At 42.6% G+C, this 25,426-nt stretch carries 23 protein-coding genes and 1 pseudogene; 6 read left to right on the forward strand and 18 right to left on the reverse strand.

Features of this window, described 5'->3' with window-relative positions:
- Positions 1-188 precede the first annotated feature (188 nt).
- The 3 genes from ACFS5N_RS02995 to ACFS5N_RS03005 all read right to left on the reverse strand — a co-directional run bounded on the left by ACFS5N_RS02995 (position 189) and on the right by ACFS5N_RS03005 (position 2,222).
- Complete coding sequence (locus tag ACFS5N_RS02995) at positions 189-872, reverse strand: cell division ATP-binding protein FtsE (protein WP_377182084.1); 684 nt, start codon at positions 870-872, stop codon at positions 189-191.
- Between the two features lie 4 nt (positions 873-876).
- A complete protein-coding gene (locus ACFS5N_RS03000) occupies positions 877-1,080 on the reverse strand; it encodes a fructose-6-phosphate aldolase (protein WP_377182086.1) in 204 nt (67 codons plus the stop codon).
- A 110-nt stretch (positions 1,081-1,190) separates the two neighbouring features.
- The gene (locus tag ACFS5N_RS03005; protein WP_377182088.1) at positions 1,191-2,222 is read right to left on the reverse strand and encodes an acyl-CoA reductase; all 1,032 of its coding nucleotides are present in this window, start codon (positions 2,220-2,222) and stop codon (positions 1,191-1,193) included.
- A 100-nt stretch (positions 2,223-2,322) separates the two neighbouring features.
- On the opposite strand from ACFS5N_RS03005, the gene ACFS5N_RS03010 reads away from it, so the two are divergent.
- Together ACFS5N_RS03010 and ACFS5N_RS03015 are read left to right on the forward strand one after the other, a co-directional pair.
- Complete coding sequence (locus tag ACFS5N_RS03010; protein WP_100341686.1) at positions 2,323-2,676, forward strand: 4Fe-4S dicluster domain-containing protein; 354 nt, start codon at positions 2,323-2,325, stop codon at positions 2,674-2,676.
- Between the two features lie 116 nt (positions 2,677-2,792).
- Positions 2,793-3,554, forward strand: coding sequence for a C40 family peptidase (locus ACFS5N_RS03015; RefSeq protein WP_377182090.1), 762 nt, complete (start codon positions 2,793-2,795; stop codon positions 3,552-3,554).
- A 19-nt stretch (positions 3,555-3,573) separates the two neighbouring features.
- Here the strand turns inward: ACFS5N_RS03015 and ACFS5N_RS03020 are convergent, their stop codons facing one another.
- The 13 genes and pseudogenes from ACFS5N_RS03020 to ACFS5N_RS03080 all read right to left on the reverse strand — a co-directional run bounded on the left by ACFS5N_RS03020 (position 3,574) and on the right by ACFS5N_RS03080 (position 15,167).
- The gene (locus tag ACFS5N_RS03020) at positions 3,574-4,479 is read right to left on the reverse strand and encodes a WD40 repeat domain-containing protein (protein ID WP_377182092.1); all 906 of its coding nucleotides are present in this window, start codon (positions 4,477-4,479) and stop codon (positions 3,574-3,576) included.
- 71 nt (positions 4,480-4,550) lie between these two features.
- Positions 4,551-4,916, reverse strand: a complete 366-nt coding sequence (locus ACFS5N_RS03025; protein WP_377182094.1) for a hypothetical protein — start codon at positions 4,914-4,916, stop codon at positions 4,551-4,553.
- 51 nt (positions 4,917-4,967) lie between these two features.
- Positions 4,968-5,555, reverse strand: a complete 588-nt coding sequence (gene hisIE, locus ACFS5N_RS03030) for a bifunctional phosphoribosyl-AMP cyclohydrolase/phosphoribosyl-ATP diphosphatase HisIE (protein ID WP_377182096.1) — start codon at positions 5,553-5,555, stop codon at positions 4,968-4,970.
- Between the two features lie 107 nt (positions 5,556-5,662).
- Positions 5,663-6,448 (reverse strand): imidazole glycerol phosphate synthase subunit HisF, encoded by a 786-nt coding sequence (hisF, locus tag ACFS5N_RS03035; protein ID WP_377183886.1) that lies wholly within the window; start codon positions 6,446-6,448, stop codon positions 5,663-5,665.
- A 9-nt stretch (positions 6,449-6,457) separates the two neighbouring features.
- Positions 6,458-6,799 (reverse strand): annotated as a pseudogene (locus tag ACFS5N_RS03040) (endonuclease domain-containing protein); the annotation flags it as partial.
- A gap of 37 nt (positions 6,800-6,836) precedes the next feature.
- Entirely contained in the window at positions 6,837-7,586 is a 750-nt protein-coding gene (locus tag ACFS5N_RS03045; RefSeq protein WP_377182098.1) for a 1-(5-phosphoribosyl)-5-[(5-phosphoribosylamino)methylideneamino]imidazole-4-carboxamide isomerase, read from the reverse strand.
- Between the two features lie 4 nt (positions 7,587-7,590).
- A complete protein-coding gene (hisH, locus tag ACFS5N_RS03050) occupies positions 7,591-8,181 on the reverse strand; it encodes an imidazole glycerol phosphate synthase subunit HisH (protein ID WP_377182100.1) in 591 nt (196 codons plus the stop codon).
- 84 nt (positions 8,182-8,265) lie between these two features.
- A complete protein-coding gene (gene hisB / locus ACFS5N_RS03055; RefSeq protein ID WP_377182102.1) occupies positions 8,266-9,408 on the reverse strand; it encodes a bifunctional histidinol-phosphatase/imidazoleglycerol-phosphate dehydratase HisB in 1,143 nt (380 codons plus the stop codon).
- Entirely contained in the window at positions 9,405-10,451 is a 1,047-nt protein-coding gene (hisC, locus tag ACFS5N_RS03060) for a histidinol-phosphate transaminase (protein WP_377182104.1), read from the reverse strand. Before hisC ends, hisB begins: the two co-directional genes overlap by 4 nt.
- 122 nt (positions 10,452-10,573) lie before the next feature.
- Positions 10,574-11,860: a histidinol dehydrogenase gene (gene hisD, locus ACFS5N_RS03065; RefSeq protein ID WP_377182106.1), complete on the reverse strand. Its 1,287-nt coding sequence runs from the start codon at positions 11,858-11,860 to the stop codon at positions 10,574-10,576.
- Between the two features lie 101 nt (positions 11,861-11,961).
- Positions 11,962-12,813, reverse strand: coding sequence for an ATP phosphoribosyltransferase (hisG, locus tag ACFS5N_RS03070; RefSeq protein WP_377182108.1), 852 nt, complete (start codon positions 12,811-12,813; stop codon positions 11,962-11,964).
- A gap of 226 nt (positions 12,814-13,039) precedes the next feature.
- Positions 13,040-14,557 (reverse strand): hypothetical protein, encoded by a 1,518-nt coding sequence (locus tag ACFS5N_RS03075; protein ID WP_377182110.1) that lies wholly within the window; start codon positions 14,555-14,557, stop codon positions 13,040-13,042.
- Positions 14,558-14,675: 118 nt separating this feature from the next.
- The gene (locus ACFS5N_RS03080; RefSeq protein ID WP_377182112.1) at positions 14,676-15,167 is read right to left on the reverse strand and encodes a D-glycero-alpha-D-manno-heptose-1,7-bisphosphate 7-phosphatase; all 492 of its coding nucleotides are present in this window, start codon (positions 15,165-15,167) and stop codon (positions 14,676-14,678) included.
- 489 nt (positions 15,168-15,656) lie between these two features.
- Here ACFS5N_RS03080 and gltB point away from each other — a divergent pair, with 489 nt between their 5' ends.
- The gene (gltB, locus tag ACFS5N_RS03085) at positions 15,657-20,180 is read left to right on the forward strand and encodes a glutamate synthase large subunit (RefSeq protein WP_377182114.1); all 4,524 of its coding nucleotides are present in this window, start codon (positions 15,657-15,659) and stop codon (positions 20,178-20,180) included.
- A gap of 5 nt (positions 20,181-20,185) precedes the next feature.
- A complete protein-coding gene (locus ACFS5N_RS03090) occupies positions 20,186-21,670 on the forward strand; it encodes a glutamate synthase subunit beta (protein WP_377182116.1) in 1,485 nt (494 codons plus the stop codon).
- A 152-nt stretch (positions 21,671-21,822) separates the two neighbouring features.
- Here ACFS5N_RS03090 and htpG read toward each other — a convergent pair whose 3' ends face one another.
- Complete coding sequence (gene htpG, locus ACFS5N_RS03095) at positions 21,823-23,706, reverse strand: molecular chaperone HtpG (RefSeq protein ID WP_377182118.1); 1,884 nt, start codon at positions 23,704-23,706, stop codon at positions 21,823-21,825.
- A gap of 123 nt (positions 23,707-23,829) precedes the next feature.
- Here htpG and ACFS5N_RS03100 point away from each other — a divergent pair, with 123 nt between their 5' ends.
- Together ACFS5N_RS03100 and ACFS5N_RS03105 are read left to right on the forward strand one after the other, a co-directional pair.
- Entirely contained in the window at positions 23,830-24,399 is a 570-nt protein-coding gene (locus ACFS5N_RS03100) for a hypothetical protein (RefSeq protein ID WP_377182120.1), read from the forward strand.
- A gap of 188 nt (positions 24,400-24,587) precedes the next feature.
- Positions 24,588-24,731 carry a hypothetical protein gene (locus tag ACFS5N_RS03105; protein WP_377182122.1) on the forward strand — a complete coding sequence of 48 codons (144 nt, stop codon included), beginning with the start codon at positions 24,588-24,590 and terminating at the stop codon, positions 24,729-24,731.
- Positions 24,732-24,848: 117 nt separating this feature from the next.
- Here ACFS5N_RS03105 and ACFS5N_RS03110 read toward each other — a convergent pair whose 3' ends face one another.
- Positions 24,849-25,373, reverse strand: a complete 525-nt coding sequence (locus ACFS5N_RS03110) for an NADPH-dependent FMN reductase (protein ID WP_377182125.1) — start codon at positions 25,371-25,373, stop codon at positions 24,849-24,851.
- Between the last annotated feature and the right edge of the window lie 53 nt (positions 25,374-25,426).

The following is a 25,426-nucleotide window of genomic DNA, read 5'->3' on the forward strand; positions in this document are numbered from 1 at the left end:
AGTACCTTGCCATTACAGCAAAAGCGACATGCTGACAGCGAAATAATTTTTTTCTGGAAACAATGACATAAAACCCGCAGGTATGACACTGACAGGGTGATTAAAATATCGAATAATGAATGTCCGATGCCGAAGTGCTTACTTCATCAGTTATTATTCGAAATTCGGTGTTCGATGTTTGATACCAGTCACGCTATCTGCGCATCCTCCAAAACCTTACCGTTTTCGCATTTAATAATACGCGACGGAAAGGTGCGGATGATGTGATAATCGTGTGTAGCAATAACCACAGCAGTCCCCGCCTGGCTGATCTGTTTCAGCAGCATCACAATTTCTTCAGAGGTATCGGGGTCAAGGTTACCGGTGGGCTCATCGGCAAGTATAATCTCCGGGTCATTAAGCAAAGCACGGGCAATAACCACACGCTGCTGCTCGCCGCCCGAAATTTCATGAGGCATTTTTTTAAGCTTAGAGCGAAGCCCCACTTTTTCCAACACATCCAACGTGCGTTCAGCAATAAGTTTTGAGTCGGTCCAGCCGGTAGCACGCATCACAAACTGCAGGTTTTGCTCAATGGTGCGGTCGGTTAGTAATTGAAAATCCTGAAACACAATACCCAACTTGCGGCGCAGAAAGGGAATATCTTTATCGGCCAGTCTGTCCAGCTCAAAGCCACAAGCGTGGCCGGTACCGGCTTTAACCGGCAAATCGCCATAAATGACTTTTAGCAAACTGCTTTTACCAGAGCCGGTTTGGCCAATAAGCCACACAAAATCACCTTTATCAATGTGCAGGTTTACGCGCGACAATACCAGGTGTTTTTGTTGAAATACATCAACATTATTGAGTTTAATAATGGAGTTTCCTATCATGGTGTTATATATCTAATTTCAAGATCTGTCCAAACGGCAGGTCTCTGATAACGTTCATTATATATTCGGCTTTATCTGCCAGGCCAACTTTGTCTAACGACTTCTCGGGCCTGTCAACCCTAAAATAAGCCAGCAGCGTAAACTGGTCGTCCCGTAGCTGCACGTAATCAGGGATTTTGGCAACGCCTTTCACTTTTATAATATACATGTTTAAAGCTTAAAGCTGAAAGCAAAAAGCTCAAAGCTTCATCGGTCAAATTTATCTATTTTTGAATTTAAACGTTTATAATTTCCAAAATAAGCTTTCTGCTCTGGTCTTTATGCTTTTAGCTCAGTAAGGAACTTCATCGTATCTACGCCGTCGGCATAATCCCAAAGTTTAGGTTGCTGGCTCTGGCCCAAATTAACCACCTGGTTTTTGATGTTTAAAGGCGCCTTACTAACAACGCATTGTATATTTTCGTTTTCGGCAGACAGTAATTTTTCAACGTCCTCAAGGCTATCATAATAGTTGTAAAATACCACAGCCAGCGGAGACGTCAGTGCATCATTTTCTTTCAGTAATAAAAAGCCGTTGTCCAGATGTTGCTCCCGGCCTACAAGGTAAATTGATTTGTTATAACCGTAGTTGTTGTTGTATTTGTTATGATTGATGATGTCGTTATAAGGTTCGATAGCTTCGAAGAACGTCGAAATATTATAGTCTCTGGGGAACAATAACTTCGACACGTTACGGCATCCTAAACCAAAATAATCGAAAATGTCATGGCCTAATTGATATAACTCTTCACTGCTTTCATCACCGGTTAATACGGCTATACTGCTACGGTTTTTACGGATGATATTTGGCACTTTGCCAAAGTAATAGTCAAAATAGCGTGAGGTATTGTTACTACCCGTGGCTATCACGGCGTCAAAATCAACCAATCGTTCCACGAATTTAAATTGGCCGGCAAAGCGTTTATCAATGTCTGTTAGTTTGTTTAATACCGCTTTAATTAATCTGGCATCTTGTGACGACGCTTTGATCAAGGCTTCGTTCCCGGTCACTAAAACACACAACACATCATGAAAACCAACCAGCGGGATATTGCCCGCCAGTATCAGTCCGATTTTTTTTGACGATATACTTTTGTTCAGGTCGTATTGATTAAGCCAGGCAGTTAAATCAGCTTCATTTAAACTTTTGCCGATAGACTTAATAGCATGTTCCACATTTTGTGGGGTAAACCATGGGTTGTATCTATGTTCGGTTTCTATTAATTGACGCAGCTCGTTATCAGGGTTCTCTAATTGACCGCCAAGCCGGGCTAGGGAATTAATTAGTTCAGTTATTTTGATTTTTGACATATATATGGTAAGTAATCAAACTCTCAATTTCTTTTTTTGTTATATTTGCACACTTTTTGTGAGACAAAGGTAATTGAGAATATAAGAATTATTTAAAAATATGGCGATTATAATCACCGACGAATGCATTAACTGCGGGGCCTGCGAACCAGAATGCCCGAATAATGCTATTTATGATGCAGGTGCTGCCTGGCGTTTTTCTGACGGTACAGGCTTACGTGGTGTTATTGACTTTGGCGATGGCGTTACCCTGAATGCCGAAGAAACACAAGCTGCCCTGTCAGACGATATCTATTACATTGTACCTGATAAGTGTACCGAGTGTGTTGGCTTTCATGACGAACCGCAGTGTGCTGCTGTTTGCCCGGTTGACTGCTGTGTAGATGACGAGAACGTACGTGAAACACGCGAAGAGCTGTTAGCCAAAAAAGACTGGTTGCACATGAACGAATAATATTTTGATTGGCAATTTGCTGATAACGGGGAATGCATGAATAATGTGTTCCCCGTTTTATTTATGAAACATTTAAATAAACTTTGCGTACAAGCAGGCTCATAAAACCTATACTAATGGAATACGGAATTTGCAATTTGGCTGTTATACCTATGCGCGCCGAACCTAACGAGCGTAGCGAACAGGTGTCGCAAGTTTTATTTGGCGAAGCATTTGAAATTTTAGAGTGGAAAGAAGGATGGGCACAGGTAATTACCGCTGCCGATAATTATACCGGTTGGATCAGTCGTTTACAATTTACAATGCTGGGGCATTTAAACTATCAGCATTTATTGCAGAACCCGCCTAAAGTTACTTATAAAGCTATAACACAGGCCTGGAAAATACGCGACAACAGTGTAATATATCTGCCTGCCGGTAGTTCATTATCATTTTTAAATGGCACTACCTGCTACCTTGAAAAGGAGAAATTTGAGATTATAGGCCAGATAGGGCAAAATGAAAGTATAGACCTTGTGGCTAAATCGTTTTTAAACTCGCCTTACCTTTGGGGGGGGCGAACGCATTTCGGCATTGACTGTTCAGGCTTTACACAACTGGTGTTTAAGCTTAAAGGTTTTCAACTTAAACGCGATGCCAGTATGCAGGCTGAACAAGGTACCGTGGTCGAGTCCATATCGTCTGCGCTGATAGGCGACCTGGCGTTCTTTAAAAACGAAAACGATAAAATTACTCACGTAGGTATGCTGCTTAACCGCGAACATATTATCCACGCTTCAGGAAAGGTTAAAATTGATTTGATTGATGAAAAAGGTATTTACTCTGAAGAGCAAAACCGCTACACCCACAACCTTGCCTTTATAAAGCGGATCTTTTAGTCAGCTCCGCTTTTTTGGCTTAGAAAGTTACATCCCAAATAATAATCCGCTTATCATCGCTGGTTGACAGTAGCTTTCCGTCATTCCATACGATTTTATTTACCGAGAGGAAATGGGTCTCAAAGCCTTTTTCACGGCTAATGACTTTGTATAATTTAAAGTCATCTGATCCCCAAAGCTTAATGGTTTTATCCATACTAGCCGTAGCGAAGTAGGGTTGAGTAGGATGGAAGGCGATATGATTTACGGCAAACAAGTGTGCAGGAATGTTGTGAATTAGTTCAAAAGTTGCCGTGTTCCATATTTTTACCTGTGCATCACGCGATCCGCTAACAAGGTAGCTGCCATCGGGAGAATACTGGGTAGAAAAAACTGCCATAGTGTGCCCCTTAAGCGTGGCAAGCTGTGTATAATCTTCTAAATCGTATACCTGTATATCGTTATCGCGGCAGCCAAAAGCAACTTGTTTTTCGTCTGGCGAAATACTGATAGTGCGCACCGTATCTGCCGAAACCTGGATAGTGTGCACCAATTGAAGTGTATCCAAACTCCAGATAGATACTGTACCGTCTTCAGACGCAACCAGTAACTCTTTTTTTCCGGTGACAGATTTAATGTCAAAAACAGGCTTGCGATGAAGGCGCAGGCCAGGCAACAATTGCTGTTTTATAAAGTCAAATACCAATACTTCGCCGTTACGCAGGCCGGTAAACATCAGTGGATAACCTTCCGGACAATGAATTGTGTAAACTGACGAAATCACCGGAAACATGACTTTGATAAAGGTGTCGGTTTTTAAACTCCATTCAACCACGCCTTTGTCATTACCTCCCGAAAATAATATTCCCGGTTTTTGTGATAGCGTTAATGCGAAAATGGGGTTGCTGTGTCCGGTTAGTTCTGTTACCTTTTGTACGTTAATCATCGGTGCAAATATAAAATAAAAGCCTTCCGGTTATACCGGAAGGCTTTGCCAGTTTTATGTGGATGTCAAATTTACTTGTTGAATTTTATATGCTGGCCCAGGAAACCGCCCTTGGCATTGGTCATGGCGCTGTCTATATGAAAAACGTCTGACCTGGTGACCACGCCGCCATAAGCATTTTTAGACCTATAGGTATGCGCTATCTCATAGGCGCCGTTAAAAGTTTCAGGGTATGACTGACCGTCGATTACCTTTACGGTGTCTTTTAATTTTAAAAGCTCGCTGAAACTTACACTCTCGTAGCTTTCAGGGTCTTTTAAGCTGTCTTTTACAGCCTGGGTTACCAATTCATGCGCTTTTTCTATTTTCGGATCTGAGTGAGAACAAGCAGCGATTGTCAACATGACAATGATTGCGATAGGAAATAAGTATTTCATGGTTTATTTTTTTGGTTAAGTTAAGTTACAAAAAAAAATAAACGCAGCAACTTATTTGTGTCTTTGTTCCAGGTTTTTGGCAATGGTTTCTAAACTTAAACCTTTTTCGCGAAGCAGAACCAAAAGGTGAAACACAAGGTCTGAAGCTTCATTGATCAGGTCGGTTTCGGTTTCCGCAAGAGCGGCTATTACCGTTTCTACACCCTCTTCGCCAACTTTTTGGGCTATTTTATTCAAACCTTTGGTACGCAGTTTATTAACGTATGAGCCTTCGACCGGATTAGCGTACCTGTCGGCAATGATGTTTTCCAGTTCAAGAATAAAGTTCTGATTGTACTCTGTATTAAAGCAGCTACGTGAACCGGTGTGACAGGTAGGGCCGTCAGGTTTTGCTTTGATCAGGATCGTATCGTTATCACAGTCAACAGCAATCGATTTAACATGCAGAAAGTTATTGCTGGTTTCACCTTTTGTCCATAAGCGTTGTTTTGAACGTGAATAAAAGGTTACGATTTTTTCCGCGACGGTTTTATCATAAGCTTCCTGGTTCATGTAGCCCAGCATTAAAACCTCAAGGGTTTGCTCGTCCTGTATTATCACCGGCACTAAGCCATCTGTTTTGTTAAAGTCTATATTCATATCAATAAATGAATGTCATTTCGACCAGAGGGAGAAATCTATACACATGCAATTCTAAGCAATGTATAGATTTCTCTCGCTATCATTCGAGATGACAATAAGTTTTCTTAATCCAATCTAACCTCAATCCCTTTATCCTGCAAAATGCCTTTCAGATCAGGAATCAAAATCTCGCCATAATGAAATACCGAGGCAGCCAAAGCTGCATCGACATTGGTTTTTTCAAACACATCCACAAAATGTTCAACAGAGCCGGCGCCACCTGAGGCTATCACCGGGATTTTCACTGCATCATTAACCGTTTTAAGCAAGCCGTTATCAAAACCGGCTTTGGTGCCATCGTGATCCATTGAGGTTAATAATATCTCCCCGGCTCCCCGGCTTTCTGCTTCCACAATCCAGTCTAAAGTTTCTTTTTCTGTCGGGATGCGGCCTCCATTCAGGTGGACGATGTTTTTACCATCATTAACACGTGTATCAACAGCAACAATTACAAATTGCACGCCGAAAGCTTTTGCCAACTCATCTATCAAAGCCGGGTTACGAACTGCTGCCGAGTTGATAGATATCTTGTCTGCACCGGCATTTAAAAGCGCATCGGCGTCAGCTATTTCATTAATGCCGCCCCCTATAGTGAACGGAATGCTGATTTGCCGGGCAACTGCTTTTACCAGCTCTACCATGGTTTTGCGGCGCTCGTGCGTTGCCGTAATATCCAGAAATACCAGTTCATCGGCGCCCTGGCGCGAATAGTTCCAGGCCAACTCAACCGGGTCGCCTGCATCACGCAGGTCAACAAAGTTTACGCCTTTTACGGTACGTCCGTCTTTAACGTCCAGGCAGGGGATGATTCTTTTACTTAACCCCCCCCGCCCCCTAAAAGGGGAGCTTATATGTGTATTTATTTGTTTCAAAACTTTATCGAGTTGACCAAATATTTCGTCGTTTGTAAATCTTAATACTTTTAAACCTTCACCTTCGAGAAAGTGTTGCTTTTCTAAATCGTTCTGAATTACTTCAGGTAATTGATGGATATTTCCATCTAATTCTATTACTAACTTAAATTTATGACAATAAAAGTCGGCAATATATTTCCCTAATGGATGTTGTCGTCTGAATTTAACACCAGTTGTAAGATTTAAATAACTCCAAAGCAAGTTCTCAGCTGGAGTCATATTAAATCTTAATGCTTTTGCGTTCGCAAATATTTCAGGCCCTGCTTTTAAAAACAGTTTCTTCTTCATCGTGCGTTTGTTACTCCCCCTTTAGGGGGCTGGGGGGTTAAATCGACATCAAACTCTCCAAATTCCAGTTCTTAATTTCTTCAATAGTAACGCGGCCTTCGTAAATGGCTTTACCTACTACTACCGATTCAACTTTTAATTTAGCTAACTGCTCGATATCGGCCATTGAACTTACTCCGCCCGATGCAATTAGTTTAATAAAAGGCGAATGATCCAGCAATTTAGCATACAGGTCAACACCGGCACCACCTAGTTTGCCGTCTTTGTTGATATCTGTACACAAAAAGCGGAAAAAGCCTAATGACAAACAACGGTCAACATAGTCCATTAGCTTAATTGGTGAGCTTTCCATCCATCCTGAATACTTAATCACCTCGTCCAGCACGTCAATAGCAACAACTACATTGTCAGCGCATTTATTTGCTCCGCAGATCTCTTTGCTCAGCTCGTCAAGAAAAGTAGGGTTGGTGATGGCTTGTGTTCCCACTATTACACGCGATACACCTTCGCCAATCAACTCCTTAACTTTCTCAATGCTGCGGATACCGCCGCCGTACTGCACCTGCATATCGGTTTTGCGGATCACGTCGAACAAATACTCCTGGTTTGAAAAGTCGTTTTTTGCGCCGTTAAGGTCAATGATATGAATAAGGTTGGTGCCGTTTGACTGGTAACGCTCAATCATTTCTTCCAGCGTAACGTCGTAGTTGGTTACTTGCTGGTAGTCGCCTTCGCGCAAGCGGACAACTTTTTTGTCAAGGATATCAATAGCGGGGATAATATACATGTCTTTATATTTTTGAAAAATTCATTAATAACGTTTCGCCGTGGTTACCAGACTTTTCGGGGTGAAATTGCACCCCGAAAAAGTTATTGTGCCAAATTGAAGCCGAAAACTTATTGCTGTAATCAGTTGCAGCTAAAGTATAAACATCATCATACTCAATAAAGTATGAATGTACGAAGTAAAAGTGTGAACCTTCAGGAATATCTGTAAACAAAGGATTATCCTTTTGTGAAAAAACACGATTCCAGCCGGTATGCGGTACTTTGTGCTCCGGGTCGGCGGTAAACTTTAATGTTTTGATAGGGAAGATGCCCAGTAAATCAGAGTCACCTTCTTCTGAATATGAAGTGAGCAACTGCATACCCACGCAAATACCTAAAGTAGGCTTATTTTGTGCTTTAATGGCAGGCACCAGGCCTGATGCCGTTAGCTTATCCATCGCGGCACCCGCATGGCCCACCCCGGGAATAATAAAACGGTCATACTGTGCCATATCGGCTTCAGTATATACCATGCCATATTCAATACCCAGGCGGTCTAAAGCCGCGGTTAATGAGAAAATATTGCCGGCGCCGTAGCGTATAATTCCTATCATTTTTAATAGAATCAAGAGTCAGGAAACAAGAACCAAGATAAGGCGAAATTAATCTTGCCTCTTGGTTCTTGTTTCCTGGCTCTATTATAAAAGTCCTTTTGTTGATGGCAACACCATCTTATTTACATCGCGCTTCACAGCTACCTTTATCGCCTTAGCAAAAGCCTTAAATATAGCCTCAATTTTATGATGCTCGTTCTGTCCCTCAGCCTTAATATTCAGGTTAGCTTTCGCTGCGTCGCTGAATGATTTGAAGAAATGGTAAAACATTTCAGTTGGTACATCGCCAACTTTTTCACGTTTAAATTCCGCGTCCCAAACCAACCAGTTGCGTCCGCCAAAATCAATGGCTACCTGCGCCAGGCAGTCGTCCATAGGCAGGCAAAAACCATAACGCTCAATGCCTTTTTTATTGCCCAGGGCGGCAGCAAATACCTCGCCCAATGCAATGCCGGTATCTTCAATGGTATGGTGCTCGTCGATGTGCAGGTCGCCTTTAGTGGTAATTTCTAAATCGATGCTACCGTGACGTGCAATCTGGTCAAGCATGTGGTCAAAAAAATGCAGACCGGTTGAAATTTTAGCTTCGCCGGTGCCATCCAGGTTTATTTTAACATATATGTCGGTTTCTTTGGTAACGCGTTTGCCTTCAAATACACGCTCGCCGTATTTTAAAAACTCGTAGATCTTGGCCCAGTCGGTTGTCTCCAGCGCGATGGTGCCTTTCACATCCACATCGCCAGCAAACTCGCTACCGCCCAAATTACTATGATTGTTTAACCAGATGCTTTTTGCGCCTAAATTTTTGGCCAGCAGGACATCATTTTGGCGGTCGCCGATGGTGTAGGAAGCTTTTAAGTCGTATTCCGCAGTGTTCAGGTATTGCGTTAACAAAGCCGTGCCGGGTTTGCGGGTAGGCGCATTATCTTTAGCAAAGGTGCGGTCGATGATGATATTTGAGAACTTTACACCTTCGTTTTCTAATGTTTTGAGGATGAAGTTCTGAACCGGCCAGAAGGTATCTTCCGGAAAAGAGTCGGTACCCAAACCGTCCTGGTTAGTTATCATCACCAGTTCGTAATCCAGTTCTTTGGCTATTTTTGACAGGTACTCAACAGCGCCCGGATAAAACTCCAATTTTTCAAATGAGTCAATCTGCTCGTCAACAGGCTCCTTGATCAGGGTGCCGTCGCGGTCAACAAAAAGTAGTTTGGTTAAATTGCTCATTTGTATTGCTTTAGGGTATTAATCAATATATCATTTTCTGCCGGTGTACCTACCGTGATGCGCAGGCTGCCTTCGCAAAGATCAACTTTTGAACGATCGCGCACGATGATGCCACGCTCAACCAAAAAGTTGTAAATGCCCTTTGGGTCGGTGGTTTTAACTAGGATAAAATTGGCGTCGCTCGGGTAGATATCCAGCACGAAGTCCAGATTCTTTAAGGCTAAAACTAACTTATCACGCTGCTCCAGGGTTTCTTTAATCCAGGCATTAACCTGCTCTACGTTTTCCAAAGCTTTCAAAGCCAGTTCCTGCGATGCCTGGTTGATGTTGTACGGCGGTTTCACCTTATTCATAACCTCGATGATCTCTTCGCTGGCGAAAGCCATGCCGATACGCAAACCTGCAAGCCCCCAGGCTTTTGACAAGGTCTGCAATACTACAAGGTTTGAATATTCGGTTAACTCCTGTATGAAAGTTTTCTGCCGGCTGAAGTTAATATACGCTTCATCAACTACCACTAAGCCATCAAAGTTGGCCAGTAAGGTTTCTATATCATCACGGTTGATAGAGTTGCCGGTGGGGTTGTTTGGCGAGCAGATAAAGATCATCTTAGTGTGTTCGTCAATAGCTGCTGAAATGCCCTCCAGATTTAGTTGATAATCACCAGTTAGCGATACTTTTTTTATCTGGATATCATTAATATTGGCAGATACCTCATACATGCCATAAGTTGGCGGCACCAGGATCACGTTATCAACGCCAGGGTTACAAAAGCTGCGGAATAGCACGTCGATAGCTTCATCACTACCGTTGCCTAAAAATATATTGCGGCCCGGCACACCTTTAATAGCGCTTAAACGCATTTTCAGAGCGTACTGCATTGGGTCGGGGTAACGGTTGTATTGATCTTCCAGCGGCGAGCCAAACGCGTTCTCGTTAGCGTCCAGATATACACTGGCCTCGCCTTTAAACTCGTCGCGTGCGGACGAGTAGGGGGTAAGGTTTTTTATATTGTCTCTGAGTATATTGTTGATGTTGAACATTGTAATAAAATTTAAATCAGGGGTGTTATCCTGAGCTCGTCGAAGGATGAGCGTTGGGCCACCCCGCATGCTTCGAGAGCCTCAGCATGACAGCTCGGGCTCGCTCGGCACAGTGTCTGGATCTATCCCTTTAATCTCACGCTAACCGCATTTTTATGTGCATGCAAGCCTTCCAGTTCGGCTAATATCTCTACGTGCGGCCCAATATTTTTAATGCCTTCAGGAGTGATAAACTGAAAAGTTACCTTCTTTACAAATGAATCAACAGAAACACCTGAATACGCCCTTGAATAAGAGCTTGTTGGCAAAGTATGATTAGTGCCCGAAGCATAATCGCCGGCACTCTCTGGAGTTAAATTTCCCAGGAAAACTGAACCCGCGTTAATGATCTCAGGTGCAATGTGCTCCCAATCTTTTACCGCTAAGATCAAGTGCTCAGGTGCATAAGCATTGCTAAACTCCATCGCCTCGTAAATAGATTTGGTAACAACTACATAAGAATTATCCAATGCCTGGCGAACAATTTCTGCACGCGGCAAAACCTCCGTTTGTTTTTCCACTTCGACCAAAGCTTTTTCAGCAATGCGCGCTGAGGTGGTCACCAATATGGATTGGCTATCAATACCATGTTCAGCCTGAGCCAGCAAATCGGCAGCAATAAATTCAGGGCGCGATGTTTCATCGGCAATCACCAATACTTCTGACGGTCCGGCAGGCATATCAATAGCCGTTGTAGTGGTCGACTGGATAATGGTTTTAGCCTTGGTTACAAACTGGTTACCCGGCCCAAAAATTTTATCAACCTTGCTGATGGTTTGCGTACCGTAAGCCATAGCAGCTATAGCTTGCGCTCCGCCTACAGTATAAATTTTATCAATACCCAAAACTAAAGCCACATAAGCGATAAAGGCATTCACTTTACCATTTTTTTGCGGCGGGGAGCACACCACAATTTCATGGCAGCCCGCAATACGCGCCGGGATACCCAGCATCAGGAAAGTGCTTGGTAAAACCGCAGTACCGCCGGGAATGTACAGCCCTACTTTTTCAATGGGGCGTAATTCGCGCCAACAGGTAACGCCTGGCATGGTGTGTACCTTATCCTCAGCTTTTATTTGGGATTGGTGAAACTTGTAAATGTTAGCATAAGCTATATCCAGGGCAATTTTTTGATCGGCGGTAATTGCCGAAGCAATTTCTTCAAGCTCAGTTTTGTCCAGAAATAGCTTATCAAGCGCTACTTTATCAAATTTACCGGCATAGTCATATAAGGCGCGGTCGCCGTGCTGTTGCACGTTGCCAAGCACTTCTTCAACTATGGTACGTATCTCGTTAGCCGGGTCAACGTTGCGCTGAACCAGTTTGGCTATTGAATCTTTATCAAGATCTGAATAATTGTAAACTTTCATAAGCCCCCTCTAAATCTCCTCCGGTGGGGGAAGACTTTGGATTTTAGATTTACCAACTCCTTTAAGCCCTCCCTTCCGGGGAGGGTTTGGATGGGGCTGGCCTATAATATTATCTTTTCAATCGGCATTACTACAATGCCTTGTGCGCCTGCTTGTTTCAGCTGACTTATACGGTCCCAAAAGTCGCGCTCCGGGATTACCGTATGTACTGCAACCCAACCTTCTTCGGCCAGTGGCAGTACTGATGGGCTTTTAACACCCGGCAAAAGCGCAAGTACGTTTGAAAGGTTAGCTTTCTCAACGTTTAACACCACGTATTTGGTCTCCTTAGCACGCAAAACCGATTGTATACGTTGCATCAATTCCTGTACCATTTCGTTGTGCTCACTGCCTTTTGAACCGATCAGGATGGCCTCTGATGCCATTACGTCAGCAAAAGGTTTTAGCCCGTTGCTTTTAAGTGTGCCACCGGTTGAAACCAAGTCGCATATAGCATCGCTCAGGCCCAGGCCCGGCGATATCTCAACCGAACCGGAAATGGTGCGGATATCAGCATGAATATTTTGCTTTTGCAGGAATTTACCCAGGATAACCGGGTAGGTAGTAGCTATTGACCGGCCTTCAAGATCGGTCAGTTCTTTGATATCGCTGTTATTGGTAATAGCAATTTTTAATGAGCATTTGCCAAAGCCTAAACGTTGCAGGTAGCTAACGGTAACTTCGGTCTCCTCGATCACGTTTTCGCCTACTATGCCTAAATCAGCGATACCGTCTTGCACATATTCAGGGATGTCGTCGTCGCGCAGAAAAAGGATCTCTAAAGGGAAATTTGATACCGGAGATATCAGTGAGCTTTTGTAATTTTCAAAATTAAGGCCGCAATTTTTTAATAATTCAACGGACTTTTCGTTGAGTCGACCCGATTTCTGGATCGCTATTTTAAGTGTTTTCACAAAGAGTTTTGTTTAAGAAACTATAATAAAAATTATAAACCGGGGTTGTTATTTCGCGTAGAAACATACATTATCTATTCATCACCAAAAGGTGATGATGTAAATGACGATGATGTAAGTTAGCTGCTCCCATTTTTATTATATAGTAAAACTATAGATAAGCGCTGCAAATATAAAAAGTTGTTCGTTAAATCAAAATAATTAGTCAAACCTTGGCCTTTTTTGCTTACAGATTTACCTTTTCGCCATTATACTCATAAACCGCTCCATCAGGGAATTTATACAGTAAATTCAGCTTCTCAACTTTCTGGATGTCATTAATATTTAGTAGCTCGGTATTATTGTCAAACACCTTGAACCATATATAATAATAGTGTTTCTCGTTGAAGAAATCTTCGATAGGTTTTTTGAAGTAGTGGTGAGGCACCAATTTGGCAGGCATACCGGTAAAGAAATAAACCGCCTCATTAGCATTACTGTAAACAGGTACGCCGGCTTTGAACTGGCTTTTATGCGCGCGCAGATATTTGATAAATTCGGACGTGTTCCAGCTATCGTCAGAGTAACCCGGTACGCCGTAGTCCATCTCATCATCATACCGCTGGTAATCTATCTTGTAAGTGAAATATTCAAAAGCAAGCATCGCCACGATAGCTACAGTTGATAGCGCATATTTGGGTTTCCCTTTTACCTTTTGCAACACATCGGGCACCCAACTGGTGCATGATATTACTAATGGTATAAACATAGGCGATAGCAAACGGCTGTTCAATTGCTCAAAGCGGGAGAAAGTTGCGATGAGGATGATGAACAAACCGTAAATTACAGTATACGCTATAATGATGTTCTCATAACTGTTAATCTGCCCTTTAATGGCCTTAAATACCAAAATACCGATCAACGCAATAATTACGAATGCAGTTATCGGTATGGCGTAATGATCAGCAAAATTGCCTAAGGCGCCCCAGTCATTCAGCACCGTGCCTACATAGTACATATTCTCACCCAACGGGGTGATCGACGGCTCACGGGTACCGGTGCTAAGTCCGGCATGTACTCTATTATAAATTAAGTTAGCGGCCAATAACGATATCGACAGAAAACAAAATAAAAGAATATGCTTGATCTTTTTTTGTTTCGATAGTTTGGCATCTAATAATAACATCAGCGCGCCGGTGCCTATTAAAGTAATGCCGGCATAACGGGTAATACAAGCTAAGGCCGCAACCAGCGCAATGATAAGTAACCTGCCGGTTGTTTGTTTTTGCAGATAATGATGGTAGTTTAAAATAAACAACATCACCAGTAAAATAAACAGCGTCTCTGACCATAAAAAACTGTAGATCTGCAGTAGGGCAGGGCTTAATATAATGGCTATAAGAATCAGTATTTTATAGATGCGGGAATGCGTGATGAATTTAGCCAGCATCCAGCCGGTAATTAATATAACCGCAGCAAACAGACACGAATTAATAACACTACCGGCAGTGAACGGATCAACCCTGGTAATAAACTGTATCAGCGCCAAAAAGGCAGGATAAAACACAGGGAAGAAAACCAGCGGCGTCTCATTAAAAGTCATGAGCGACCAGTGTGCCTGTATGTTAGTGGCCGTGCTGGCATACATGATTGAATCTGGAGAGATACCCACACCACTGTAACTGGTAAACAAATGTATTGCATAAAAGCCAATGACGGCGGCTATAATGGTGTCCAGATGTTTAAGAAAGCGGTTTGCTTGCATGTTCTCTTATAAACTATTATGTCATTTCGAGCATAGCGAGAAATCTTGTACGCCTCGCTTTTGTCGCTTCTATAAGATTTCTCACTGCGTTCGAAATGACAAACTTGGTTGTATATTCTTAATCAATCAAATTCAACACCGTACTAATCGGCTGGTCACTATCAATCAAAATACCTTTAACACCTGCGGCTGTGCCTGCCTCAACATCCCGCTCACGATCGCCAATAAAATATGATTTTGCCGGATCAAGATTATATTTTTCAATGCCTTGTAATAACAAGCCCGGTTTTGGTTTACGGCAATCGCAGTCGCCGGTAAAGTTTGGGTGATGCGGACAGTAAAAAAAGTCTGTTATCTCCACACCGTGCTCATGGTAAGTTTCTTTCAGCATTTTGTGCATTTTGCCCAGCTCTTCTTCGGTATACCAGCCCTTAGCTAAACCGCCTTGATTGGTTGCTACCAGTAGCAGATATCCTTTGTCTTGTAAAGTCTTTAAGGCCTCAAAGTTATCCAGAATGAAAAAATCTTCTATACGGCGCACATAATCACCCATCTCGCGATTTAATACGCCATCGCGATCTAAAAAAACAGCTTTATTTTTTGCAGACATCAATTTTAAATTTCGCGCTAAGTTACAAAATCAAAATTTAACGCTTTTGTTTTGAAGGTTGTGCTGTATGTGTAGTTTTTACACTTATATCTTATTAACAGCCCGGTTAATAATGACATAATAATCATGTATAAATTCAAAGCAATTCGGAGGTTATCAGCTTATCCAAAAGGATACAATTTAGAACAACTCAAAATAAAATAGTGTAAAAAATAACAGGTACGTAATTACATTCTGGTTAAATTCATTAGATGAAATTGAATTTCGTGTGTTTACACATTGATTAGTTATTTTAATTGTATATGATTTAGGTCATTCATTTTGATAAAATTTAATAGAAAACCTTTGTTTTTTATTAAATTGAAAATTAATATACGAATTAACTGTCACTTTTTACTATAATCCCAAAAATTTATAATTATATCGCAAAAAAACTTTTGATTTTGTAATTTCGTGGTTACAACATTTTATAAACCCGTTTGTATAGCGATGGATCAGAACGAAAGCACACGACAGGGTCTTTACAGGCCGGAATTTGAACATGACTCTTGCGGAACAGGTTTTATAACCAATATTGATGGTCATAAAACCTACCAGATAATTGATGATGCCTTAACCATGTTAGAGAACATGGAGCACCGCGGCGCCTGCGGTTGCGACCCCGATTCGGGTGACGGCGCAGGTATCTTGATTCAGATACCGCACGAGTTTTTTATGGAAGAATGCTCCAACCTGGAGATTAGCCTGCCTGAGCCGGGAGAGTATGGTGTGGGTATGATATTCCTGCCTAAAGAGTCTCCGTTAAAGAAAGCTTGCCGCATGGCCATTGATAATGCCATAGAAAAGCTTGGCTTACAAAAATTAGGTTATCGTAAGCTAACGGTTGACAATACAGTAATTGGTGAAACGGCACGTAGCGCCGAACCGGATGTTGAACAAGTATTTGTTGCACGCCCGCACTATATTACTAATGATGAAGATTTTGAACGTAAACTTTACGTTTTAAGAAGATATATTAATAAAACCATTACCGAAACTATTCCGGGTGCGCGTAACGATTTTTATTTTCCATCGTTTTCATGCAAAACCATTATCTATAAAGGTCAGTTAACTACATTCCAGGTACGTCAGTATTATGCTGATCTGAATGATCCGCGTATGGCTTCTGGTATGGCGGTTATTCACTCACGTTTCTCAACCAATACTTTCCCTTCATGGAAATTGGCTCAGCCTTTCCGCATGATAGCGCACAATGGTGAGATCAATACCCTGACCGGTAACCTGAACTGGTTCTACTCGGGTTTGAAATCATACGCTTCATCATACTTCACTGCCGAAGAGATGGAAATGTTGTTGCCGGTTGTTGATAACAACCAGTCTGACTCTGCTTGTTTGGATAACATCATTGAGATATTACAACACACCGGCCGTTCATTACCACACGTAATGATGATGCTGATCCCTGAAGCATGGGACGGCAACGAGCAAATGGACCCGGTTAAAAAAGCATTTTACGAGTTCCACGCTACTTTAATGGAGCCATGGGATGGCCCTGCCGCGGTTAGCTTTACCGATGGTAAATTGGTAGGTGCGGTATTAGACAGAAACGGTTTGCGTCCATTGCGTTATACTATTACCAATGACGGTCGTGTTATCGCTGCATCTGAGACAGGTGTGCTTAAGATCGACGAATCGACTGTTGTGAGCAAAGGCCGCTTGCAGCCGGGCAAAATGTTGTTGATTGATACCGAGCATGGTGTCATTATTACCGACGAAGAAATTAAACAACAAGTAGCTTCCCGCCAGCCTTATGACCGTTGGTTGGAGAACTACAAAATAAAACTGGAAGACCTGCAGGAGCCGCGTTTAGCTTTTGCAAACCTGAGCCCTGATTCTGTTTTCCGTTACCAGCAGGTATTTGGCTATACCCGCGAGGATATCGATACCATCATTAAGCCAATGGCTTTAGATGGTAAAGAACCAATCGGGTCAATGGGTACTGACGTGCCTCTGGCTATTTTGTCAGACAAACCACAACACTTATCAAGCTACTTTAAGCAATTTTTTGCCCAGGTTACCAATCCGCCAATCGACCCGATTCGTGAGCGTATGGTGATGAGCCTGGCTACCTTCATTGGTAATAACGGTAACTTGTTGGACGAGGATAAAATGCACTGTCACTGTGTGACTTTGAAACACCCTATTCTTAAAAATCATCAGTTAGAAAAACTGCGTAGTATTGATACTGGCGCATTTCATGCTAAAACATTACAGACCTATTTTAATGCCGACGGTAACCCGGGTTCATTACAAAAAGGTATTGAGCGTATATGTCGCTATGCTGAAGACGCTGTTGCCGACGGTTTTGAGGTATTGATCCTGTCTGATCGGGCATTGGATTCGGAGCACGCACCGATTCCATCATTGTTAGCGGTATCTGCAGTACATCACCATCTGATTAAAAAAGGCCTGCGTGGCGCGGTAGGTATTGTAGCTGAAGCTGGCGACGTTTGGGAAGTGCACCACTTTGCTTGTTTGTTGGCATTCGGTGCTACAGCCATTAACCCATATATGGCTCAGGCTACTATTGAGACCTTAAAAGACGGCGGTGCGTTAGATACTACGCTCGACAAAAAATACCTGTTAAAGAACTATGTAAAATCAGTAAATGATGGTTTGTTGAAGATCTTCTCAAAAATGGGTATCTCAACATTACAGTCATACCATGGTTCGCAGGTATTCGAGATCTTAGGTTTGAACAAAGCCGTGGTTGATAAATACTTCTGCGGTGCGGTAACCCGTATAGGCGGTTTAGGCTTAGACGAGATTGCCCGCGAAGCTTTATGCAAACACAAAATTGGCTTCGGCTCAAAAAGCGAGAGCCGTTTATTGCCTGAAGGAGGTATTTACCAGTGGAAACGCCGTGGCGAAGAGCACTTGTTCAACCCAACCACCGTTCACTTGTTACAGCACGCTACCCGTAGCAACGATTACAACGTTTATAAAAACTACGCTAAAGCTATTAATGAGCAAAGCGAGAAACATTATACCATCCGTGGCTTATTAGATTTTGCTCACCACCGTGAGGCCATTTCTATCGACCAGGTTGAACCTGCTGAAGAGATCATGAAGCGTTTTGCTACCGGTGCTATGTCATTCGGTTCGATCTCGCATGAGGCACACAGTACTTTAGCTATCGCTATGAACCGCATTGGCGGCCGTAGCAATACCGGCGAGGGTGGTGAAGACGAAATGCGTTATACACCGTTGCCAAACGGCGATTCAATGCGTTCGTCTATCAAACAAGTAGCATCAGGCCGTTTTGGGGTAACCTCAAACTACCTGACCAATGCCGACGAGTTACAAATTAAAATGGCACAAGGTGCAAAACCGGGCGAAGGTGGTCAGCTACCAGGTCACAAAGTTGACGACTGGATTGCAAAAACCCGCCACTCTACACCGGGTGTAGGTTTGATCTCTCCGCCGCCGCACCACGATATTTATTCGATCGAGGATTTGGCTCAGCTGATATTTGACTTAAAAAATGCCAACCGCCAGGCACGTATCAACGTTAAGTTGGTATCAAAAGCGGGTGTAGGTACTATTGCCGCGGGTGTTGCCAAGGCACATGCCGACGTGATCCTGATTGCAGGTTATGACGGTGGTACAGGTGCATCGCCAATAAGCTCAATTAAACATGCAGGCTTACCCTGGGAGCTTGGCCTGGCCGAAGCACACCAGACATTGGTACGCAATAAACTACGCAGCCGCGTGGTATTACAAGCCGACGGTCAGTTAAAAACCGGTCGCGACCTGGCTATCGCTGCCCTGATGGGCGCCGAAGAGTGGGGCGTGGCTACTGCAGCCCTGGTTGCAGGCGGTTGTATCATGATGCGTAAGTGTCACCTAAATACCTGCCCTGTAGGTGTAGCTACTCAGGATCCTGAATTAAGAAAATTATTTTCTGGTAAACCTGAGCATATTGTTAACCTGTTCAGATTCCTGGCTGAAGAGTTACGCGAGATCATGGCTGAGTTAGGCTTCCGTACCATTAATGAAATGGTGGGCCGCGTTCAGTTCCTGAAAGTAAAAGACGGAATTAAGAGCTGGAAAGCCAAGAAAGTTGATCTTTCCGGTATTCTGCACCCGGTAAATAATGCTAAAGATATGACGCTATATAACAGCGAGTCGCAAGACCACGGTATGGCCAATATCATCGACTGGAAATTATGGGAGGATGCAAAACCTGCATTGGCTGATAAAACACCGGTATTTGGTAGCTACGATGTGATTAATACAGACCGTACCATTGGCGCCCTGTTATCAAACGAAATATCAAAGATATACGGCTCTGCAGGATTACCTGATAATACCATCAATTACAAATTCAAAGGCTCTGCCGGACAAAGTTTTGGTGCTTTTGCTGCCAAAGGTATTTCGTTCGAACTGGAAGGCGAAGCCAATGACTACGTAGGTAAGGGCTTATCTGGTGCGCAGTTGGCTGTTTACCCGGCTGCCGAAGCGCAATTTGTAGCTGAAGATAACATCATCATTGGCAACGTGGCGCTTTACGGCGCTACTTCAGGTGAGTTGTACATCAATGGTATGGCCGGCGAGCGTTTCGCAGTTCGTAACTCGGGCGCAACTACAGTAGTTGAGGGTATTGGCGATCATGGTTGTGAATATATGACCGGTGGCCGTGCGCTTATCCTCGGAAAAACGGGCCGTAACTTTGCGGCTGGTATGAGCGGCGGTATAGCCTGGGTATATGACGTTGACGGAAACTTTGACGAAAACTGCAACAAAGAAATGGTTGACCTTGACCCGCTTACTGCGCAGGACGAGGAAGAAATTCTGACCCTGTTGCGTAAGCACGTAAGCTTAACCAAAAGCAAGCTGGCTCAACACATTGTTAAAAACTGGAATGAGGCATCAACCAGGTTTATAAAAGTATTCCCGAAAGAGTACAAAAAAGTATTAGAGAAAAAAGAATATCAAACTATCAGCAAATAATTTAGATGGGAAAACCAACAGGATTTCAGGAGTTTGACAGGAAAATGCCTGAAAAATTATCGCCTGCAGAACGTGTAAAAAATTATAACGAATTTGAAAAGTTATATTCTGACGAAGAGTTAAACAAACAATCGGCCCGCTGCATGAATTGCGGTATTCCGTTCTGCCACTCAGGTTGTCCACTGGGCAATATTATCCCTGAGTTTAATGATGCGGTATACAACAAAAAATGGGAGGAAGCCTATCAGATATTATCATCAACTAACAATTTTCCAGAATTTACCGGCCGTATCTGTCCGGCTCCATGCGAGTCGGCCTGTGTATTGGGTATTAACAAACCGGCCGTAGCTATTGAGGAGATTGAAAAGCATATCATTGAGATTGCTTACCAAAAAGGGTTGGTTAAACCAACGGCACCACTGGTTAAAACCGGTAAAAAAGTAGCTGTTGTTGGTTCTGGCCCTGCTGGTTTGGCGGCTGCGGCGCAATTAGCCAAAGCCGGTCATGAAGTAACTGTTTTTGAGCGCGATGACAAAGTTGGTGGCTTGCTGCGTTACGGTATTCCTGACTTTAAATTGGAGAAAAACGTTATTGATCGTCGTCTTGAAGTAATGGAGAAAGACGGTGTGGTATTTAAAACTAATACTGAAGTAGGTAAAGATATTGCTGCTGAAGAGATTGTTCGAAATCACGATGCGGTAGTATTGGCCGGCGGTTCAACTATCCCGCGCGATTTGCCTATTCCGGGCCGCGAGTTGAAAGGCATCCACTTTGCGATGGATTTTCTGAAACAGCAAAACAAGCGCGTTGGCAATTCGCCAATTAAACACGAAGATATTTTAGCAACCGGTAAAGATGTTGTAGTTATTGGGGGTGGCGACACCGGTTCTGACTGCGTGGGTACATCTAATCGCCAGCAAGCTAAGTCAATTAAACAGTTTGAGGTAATGTTTCAGCCGCCTGAAAAACGTACGCAACACATGCCTTGGCCGCAATACCCGATGTTGCTGAAAACTACCACTTCGCACGAAGAAGGTGTTGAGCGCCACTGGGGTATCAATACCAAAGCGTTTTTAGGCGATGAGAATGGCGAACTAAGAGCGTTGCGCATTGCTGATGTTGAATGGGAAACTGACTTCCTGGGCCGCCCGGTGAAATTTACCGAGGTAGAAGGTTCTGAACGCGAAATCCCTTGTCAAAGAGTATTTCTGGCGATGGGCTTCCTGCATCCGCAGCACTTCGGTATGATCGAAGATTTAGGTGTTGAACTGGATGGACGAAAGAATGTGAATGCTAAAGAAGGCGTTTTCCGCACCAATGTCAGCAAAGTATTCTCAGCAGGCGACATGCGCCGCGGACAGTCACTGGTGGTTTGGGCCATTTCTGAAGGCCGCGAATGTGCACGTAAAGTGGACGAGTTCCTGATGGGGCACTCAGACCTTGAAAGTAAAGATTCAGTAAATCAATTTGATCAGGTGTTTACTTCCTAAATAGATATTAGGATTATAGAAAACGAAGCCCTGCTGAATCAGCAGGGCTTTTGTGTTTTTAGTCCTCATGATTAAATAGCGAGCAAAAAGAAAGCCGCTGACAACTGTGTCGGCGGCTTTCTTTTTAAAAGCTTGGTAAAAGAGCACGCGTATTATATCAAATTAACACTGCGATTTACAAACTCGGTTAAATCGGCGCCGGTAAGCAGGCCTTGCGAAAGTAGCGCCAGATCAAACGCCTGTTTAGCCAGTTGCGATTGCGCACCTTCATTATTGTCTTGCAAAATGCGGCTTACCAGTTTATGGTTACCGTTAACTACTACTTTGTAGTTATCAGGCATGCTGCCATAAAAGCCCATTCCGCCGCCCATGGCTGCCATATCTTTCATACGACGCATAAACTCGTCCATCGTCACAGTTACCGGCAGCTCTTCAGGGTGAAGGCTTTCTACCTCAACTTTATACGCGGGCTTATTAATCGCTTTATCAAAAATGGCCTTAACCTTATTAGTTTGCTCTTCGGTTAATACCATTTCGGGAGCTTCGTCTTTCTTGATAAGTTTATCGGTAACATCGGCATCAACACGTTTTAACTGCGTTTTCTCCAGTTTTTGCTCCAGGTGGCTAATGAAGTGATTATCGATAGGCGAGTCCATCAACAGTACATCATATCCCTTTTTATTGGCCGATTGAATGAATGAATCTTGTTTGGAAGGATCATTGGTATACAAATAAACCAACTGGCCGTCTTTGTCAGTCTGCGTGCCTTCAACTTTATCTTTGTATTCGGTGAGTGTAAAGTTTTCTTTGGCCGTGTTGGTCAGCAAAACAAAGTCTTTGGCTTTGTCATAAAATTTATCTTCGCTGATAATACCATACTTTACAAACAGGCCAATATCTGCCCATTTTTCCTCGTAGGCCTTGCGGTCGTTTTTGAAAAGCTCGGCCAGTTTATCAGCCACTTTTTTAGTGATGTAGCTATTGATCTTTTTAACATTACTATCGGCTTGTAAAAAGCTTCGCGATACGTTCAGCGGGATATCTGGCGAGTCTATCACACCGTGAAGCAACATCAAAAATTCAGGTACAATATCCTTAACCTCGTCAGTAATAAATACTTGGCGGGAGAATAATTTGATCTTATTACGTTGTACTTCGAAATCTTTTTTCAGTTTCGGAAAGTACAATACACCGGTAAGGTTAAACGGATAATCCACATTCAGGTGAATCCAGAACAACGGATCTTCGCTAAACGGATAAAGCTGTTTATAAAAATCCAGATAGTCTTCATCTTTTAATTCAGAAGGGGCTTTGGTCCAGATAGGGTTAGTGTCGTTGATAATGTTATCAACCTCAACAGACTTCCATTTGGTTTTGCCTTCTTCATCCACACCATCTTCAACAGATTCTGTTTTTGTACCGAATTTGATCGGGATAGGCAGGAAACGGCAATATTTATCTAAAATTTCTTGTAGGCGGTGTTTACTTAAAAACTCTTCGCTTTCCTGGTTGATGTGCAGGGTGATCTCCGTACCGCGTTCAGCCAGGCTGCCTGCGCTAATCTCAAACTCAGTGCTGCCATCGCAAACCCAGTGTGCCGGCTCAGCTCCGTCCTGATAGGATAAAGTTTCGATCTCCACTTTGTCAGCCACCATAAAGGCAGAGTAGAAACCTAAACCAAAGCGACCGATAATCTCGTTGGCATCCTTGGCTTCTTTAAATTTCTCCATAAACTCGGTAGCGCCCGAGAAAGCAATCTGGTTGATATATTTTTTGATCTCGTCGGCAGTCATACCGATACCATTGTCAGAAATGGTAATGGTTTTCTTTGCTTCGTCGAATGCAACTTCAACGCGCAGGTCGCCCAGGTCGCCGCCATATTGACCTAATGATGCCAGTCGTTTAATTTTTTGTGTAGCATCTACGGCGTTTGATACCAGCTCGCGTAAAAATATCTCGGTATCAGAGTACAGGAATTTTTTAATTATCGGAAAAATGTTTTCGGTGTGAATCGAAATGGTTCCTTTTTCTTGCATAATTTTATTATTGATTTGTTTAGATTAATGATAATGACATTCTGCAACATCAATGCGCGTTCCAAAGTAGGCGAGGTTGTCAAATTGTCAGTCTAATCTAAATGTAAGAGATGTTAATAACTTTTGAGTGTTGAAAACTTACTCAATAATTTATCATTTTATTTTATCTATGCCAAATATTTTAGTATAAATTTGAATATGCGAACTCGTATTTGGGATGAACTAACTCAATCCAAGCATCATGAATACTATTGCGTGTTTTTGCTAGCTAAACAAAAGCAGTTGCTTAATTATTTTAATATGTTCACTCTTGCTCTTTCAAGTGCTGGTGTTATGGGATGGACCATATGGAAATCATTCCCCCTGATGGCATGTATTATAATATCAACTGTTCAATTATTAAAACTACTTCAAGTTCATTTAATTCCGTCTGATAAGCAAATAGAAAAGTTAGATTTAATATCAGATTTTTATTTTGATTACTATAACAATATAGAAAAGTTATGGCATGATTATGAAAATGAAAGAATTACTGATGAGGAAGCCCAAGAAAAATATTATCAGATTAAAACCTCGGAAAAAGAAGTAAATAAAGTAATAAAAGAAATAATTAAATCGGTTAATAAAAAAATAAAAGAAAAAGCTGATGTCGAAACATCAGGATATTTGGTCAGAAACTTCAATATTCAATAATAATGAGCGATAAAAATTCAAAACCAAACTCAGTGCCAGAGAGCATCAAAATTATTACACCCAATGATGGAACCGTTAAACAGGGAAATATTCTGCCAACCTTCCAAGCGCCACCACCGCCACCGCCAAAGACTAAGTAAACTTGAAATTTCTATTTGGTTTATCAATAATTTTAATAAATATGCATTATGAATGATAAAAATTCAAAAGCTAAAGTAAACTTTCCATCTGAAGTAATTAGGATCCCAAGAGATACCATTGGTAAAGTAAGAGGAAATGTATTACCAACTTTTCAAGCGCCACCGCCGCCGCCAAAACCAAAAGCGAAATAAGATAAGTTCTACGATTCCATTATTGAGGCTTTGCGTACGTATAACTTGCGGGCCGCGGCACAAAGCCTAGTGCAGTTATAAGAATTTGTCTATAATGTTTCGTTTTGAAGTAAATGACTAATTGGAAGTGGCTAAAAAAATTCTCAATAAATCATTCAACCCTTCAATTGTCTCCTTATCGGTAATAGTTCCGTCAGCCGCAACTTTCGATCTGACAAATTGAATGAGCAAGTTGGTATCGTCAGAAAGTTTGGCAGTGAGCGCACCCAACGTAAGCAGGAGCGAGGCATGAGCATACTCACCACCTAATGATGCAGTGATCAATGCAACAGGTTTATCTACTAAACTGCTGCTCGATACCAGCCAGTCCAGCATGTTTTTTAATGCCCCCGGTACCCCGAACGCATATTCAGGTGTGCATATAATCACACCATCGGCTTCCGCTAATAGTTTGCGCAGATTAGCTACCGCCGCGGGCGGCATATCGTTATCAAGGGCGGGGTCAAAAGCGGGGATATTTGCCAGGTCGTCATAAATGGTATACTCAATATCCGGTTGCAACAATGTGCCCAGATGTTGTAATATGGCGTGGTTTGATGATCCATTGCGTAGGCTCCCTGATATGGCTAATAGGCGTTTCATAGTAATAAAATGTGGCTGCAAATTATCACTTAAGCGGCATTAACCAAAACAAT

Origin of the sequence: Mucilaginibacter ximonensis, from assembly GCF_042686265.1 — a bacterium.
Taxonomy (GTDB): domain Bacteria; phylum Bacteroidota; class Bacteroidia; order Sphingobacteriales; family Sphingobacteriaceae; genus Mucilaginibacter; species Mucilaginibacter ximonensis.

Bases quoted from the DNA above. Each gene is read 5' to 3' on its own strand.
- ACFS5N_RS03000 (WP_377182086.1), bottom strand. From the start codon at position 1,080: ATGTATATTATAAAAGTGAAAGGCGTTGCCAAAATCCCTGATTACGTG.
- ACFS5N_RS03020 (WP_377182092.1), bottom strand. From the start codon at position 4,479: ATGATTAACGTACAAAAGGTAACAGAACTAACCGGACACAGCAACCCC.
- ACFS5N_RS03090 (WP_377182116.1), top strand. From the start codon at position 20,186: ATGGGAAAACCAACAGGATTTCAGGAGTTTGACAGGAAAATGCCTGAA.
- hisD (WP_377182106.1), bottom strand. From the start codon at position 11,860: ATGAAAGTTTACAATTATTCAGATCTTGATAAAGATTCAATAGCCAAA.
- ACFS5N_RS02995 (WP_377182084.1), bottom strand. From the start codon at position 872: ATGATAGGAAACTCCATTATTAAACTCAATAATGTTGATGTATTTCAA.
- ACFS5N_RS03005 (WP_377182088.1), bottom strand. From the start codon at position 2,222: ATGTCAAAAATCAAAATAACTGAACTAATTAATTCCCTAGCCCGGCTT.
- hisH (WP_377182100.1), bottom strand. From the start codon at position 8,181: ATGATAGGAATTATACGCTACGGCGCCGGCAATATTTTCTCATTAACC.
- gltB (WP_377182114.1), top strand. From the start codon at position 15,657: ATGGATCAGAACGAAAGCACACGACAGGGTCTTTACAGGCCGGAATTT.
- ACFS5N_RS03010 (WP_100341686.1), top strand. From the start codon at position 2,323: ATGGCGATTATAATCACCGACGAATGCATTAACTGCGGGGCCTGCGAA.
- hisC (WP_377182104.1), bottom strand. From the start codon at position 10,451: ATGTTCAACATCAACAATATACTCAGAGACAATATAAAAAACCTTACC.
- ACFS5N_RS03025 (WP_377182094.1), bottom strand. From the start codon at position 4,916: ATGAAATACTTATTTCCTATCGCAATCATTGTCATGTTGACAATCGCT.
- ACFS5N_RS03045 (WP_377182098.1), bottom strand. From the start codon at position 7,586: ATGTATATTATCCCCGCTATTGATATCCTTGACAAAAAAGTTGTCCGC.
- ACFS5N_RS03110 (WP_377182125.1), bottom strand. From the start codon at position 25,373: ATGAAACGCCTATTAGCCATATCAGGGAGCCTACGCAATGGATCATCA.
- ACFS5N_RS03015 (WP_377182090.1), top strand. From the start codon at position 2,793: ATGGAATACGGAATTTGCAATTTGGCTGTTATACCTATGCGCGCCGAA.
- htpG (WP_377182118.1), bottom strand. From the start codon at position 23,706: ATGCAAGAAAAAGGAACCATTTCGATTCACACCGAAAACATTTTTCCG.
- hisB (WP_377182102.1), bottom strand. From the start codon at position 9,408: ATGAGCAATTTAACCAAACTACTTTTTGTTGACCGCGACGGCACCCTG.
- ACFS5N_RS03080 (WP_377182112.1), bottom strand. From the start codon at position 15,167: ATGTCTGCAAAAAATAAAGCTGTTTTTTTAGATCGCGATGGCGTATTA.
- ACFS5N_RS03105 (WP_377182122.1), top strand. From the start codon at position 24,588: ATGAATGATAAAAATTCAAAAGCTAAAGTAAACTTTCCATCTGAAGTA.
- hisIE (WP_377182096.1), bottom strand. From the start codon at position 5,555: ATGAATATAGACTTTAACAAAACAGATGGCTTAGTGCCGGTGATAATA.
- ACFS5N_RS03075 (WP_377182110.1), bottom strand. From the start codon at position 14,557: ATGCAAGCAAACCGCTTTCTTAAACATCTGGACACCATTATAGCCGCC.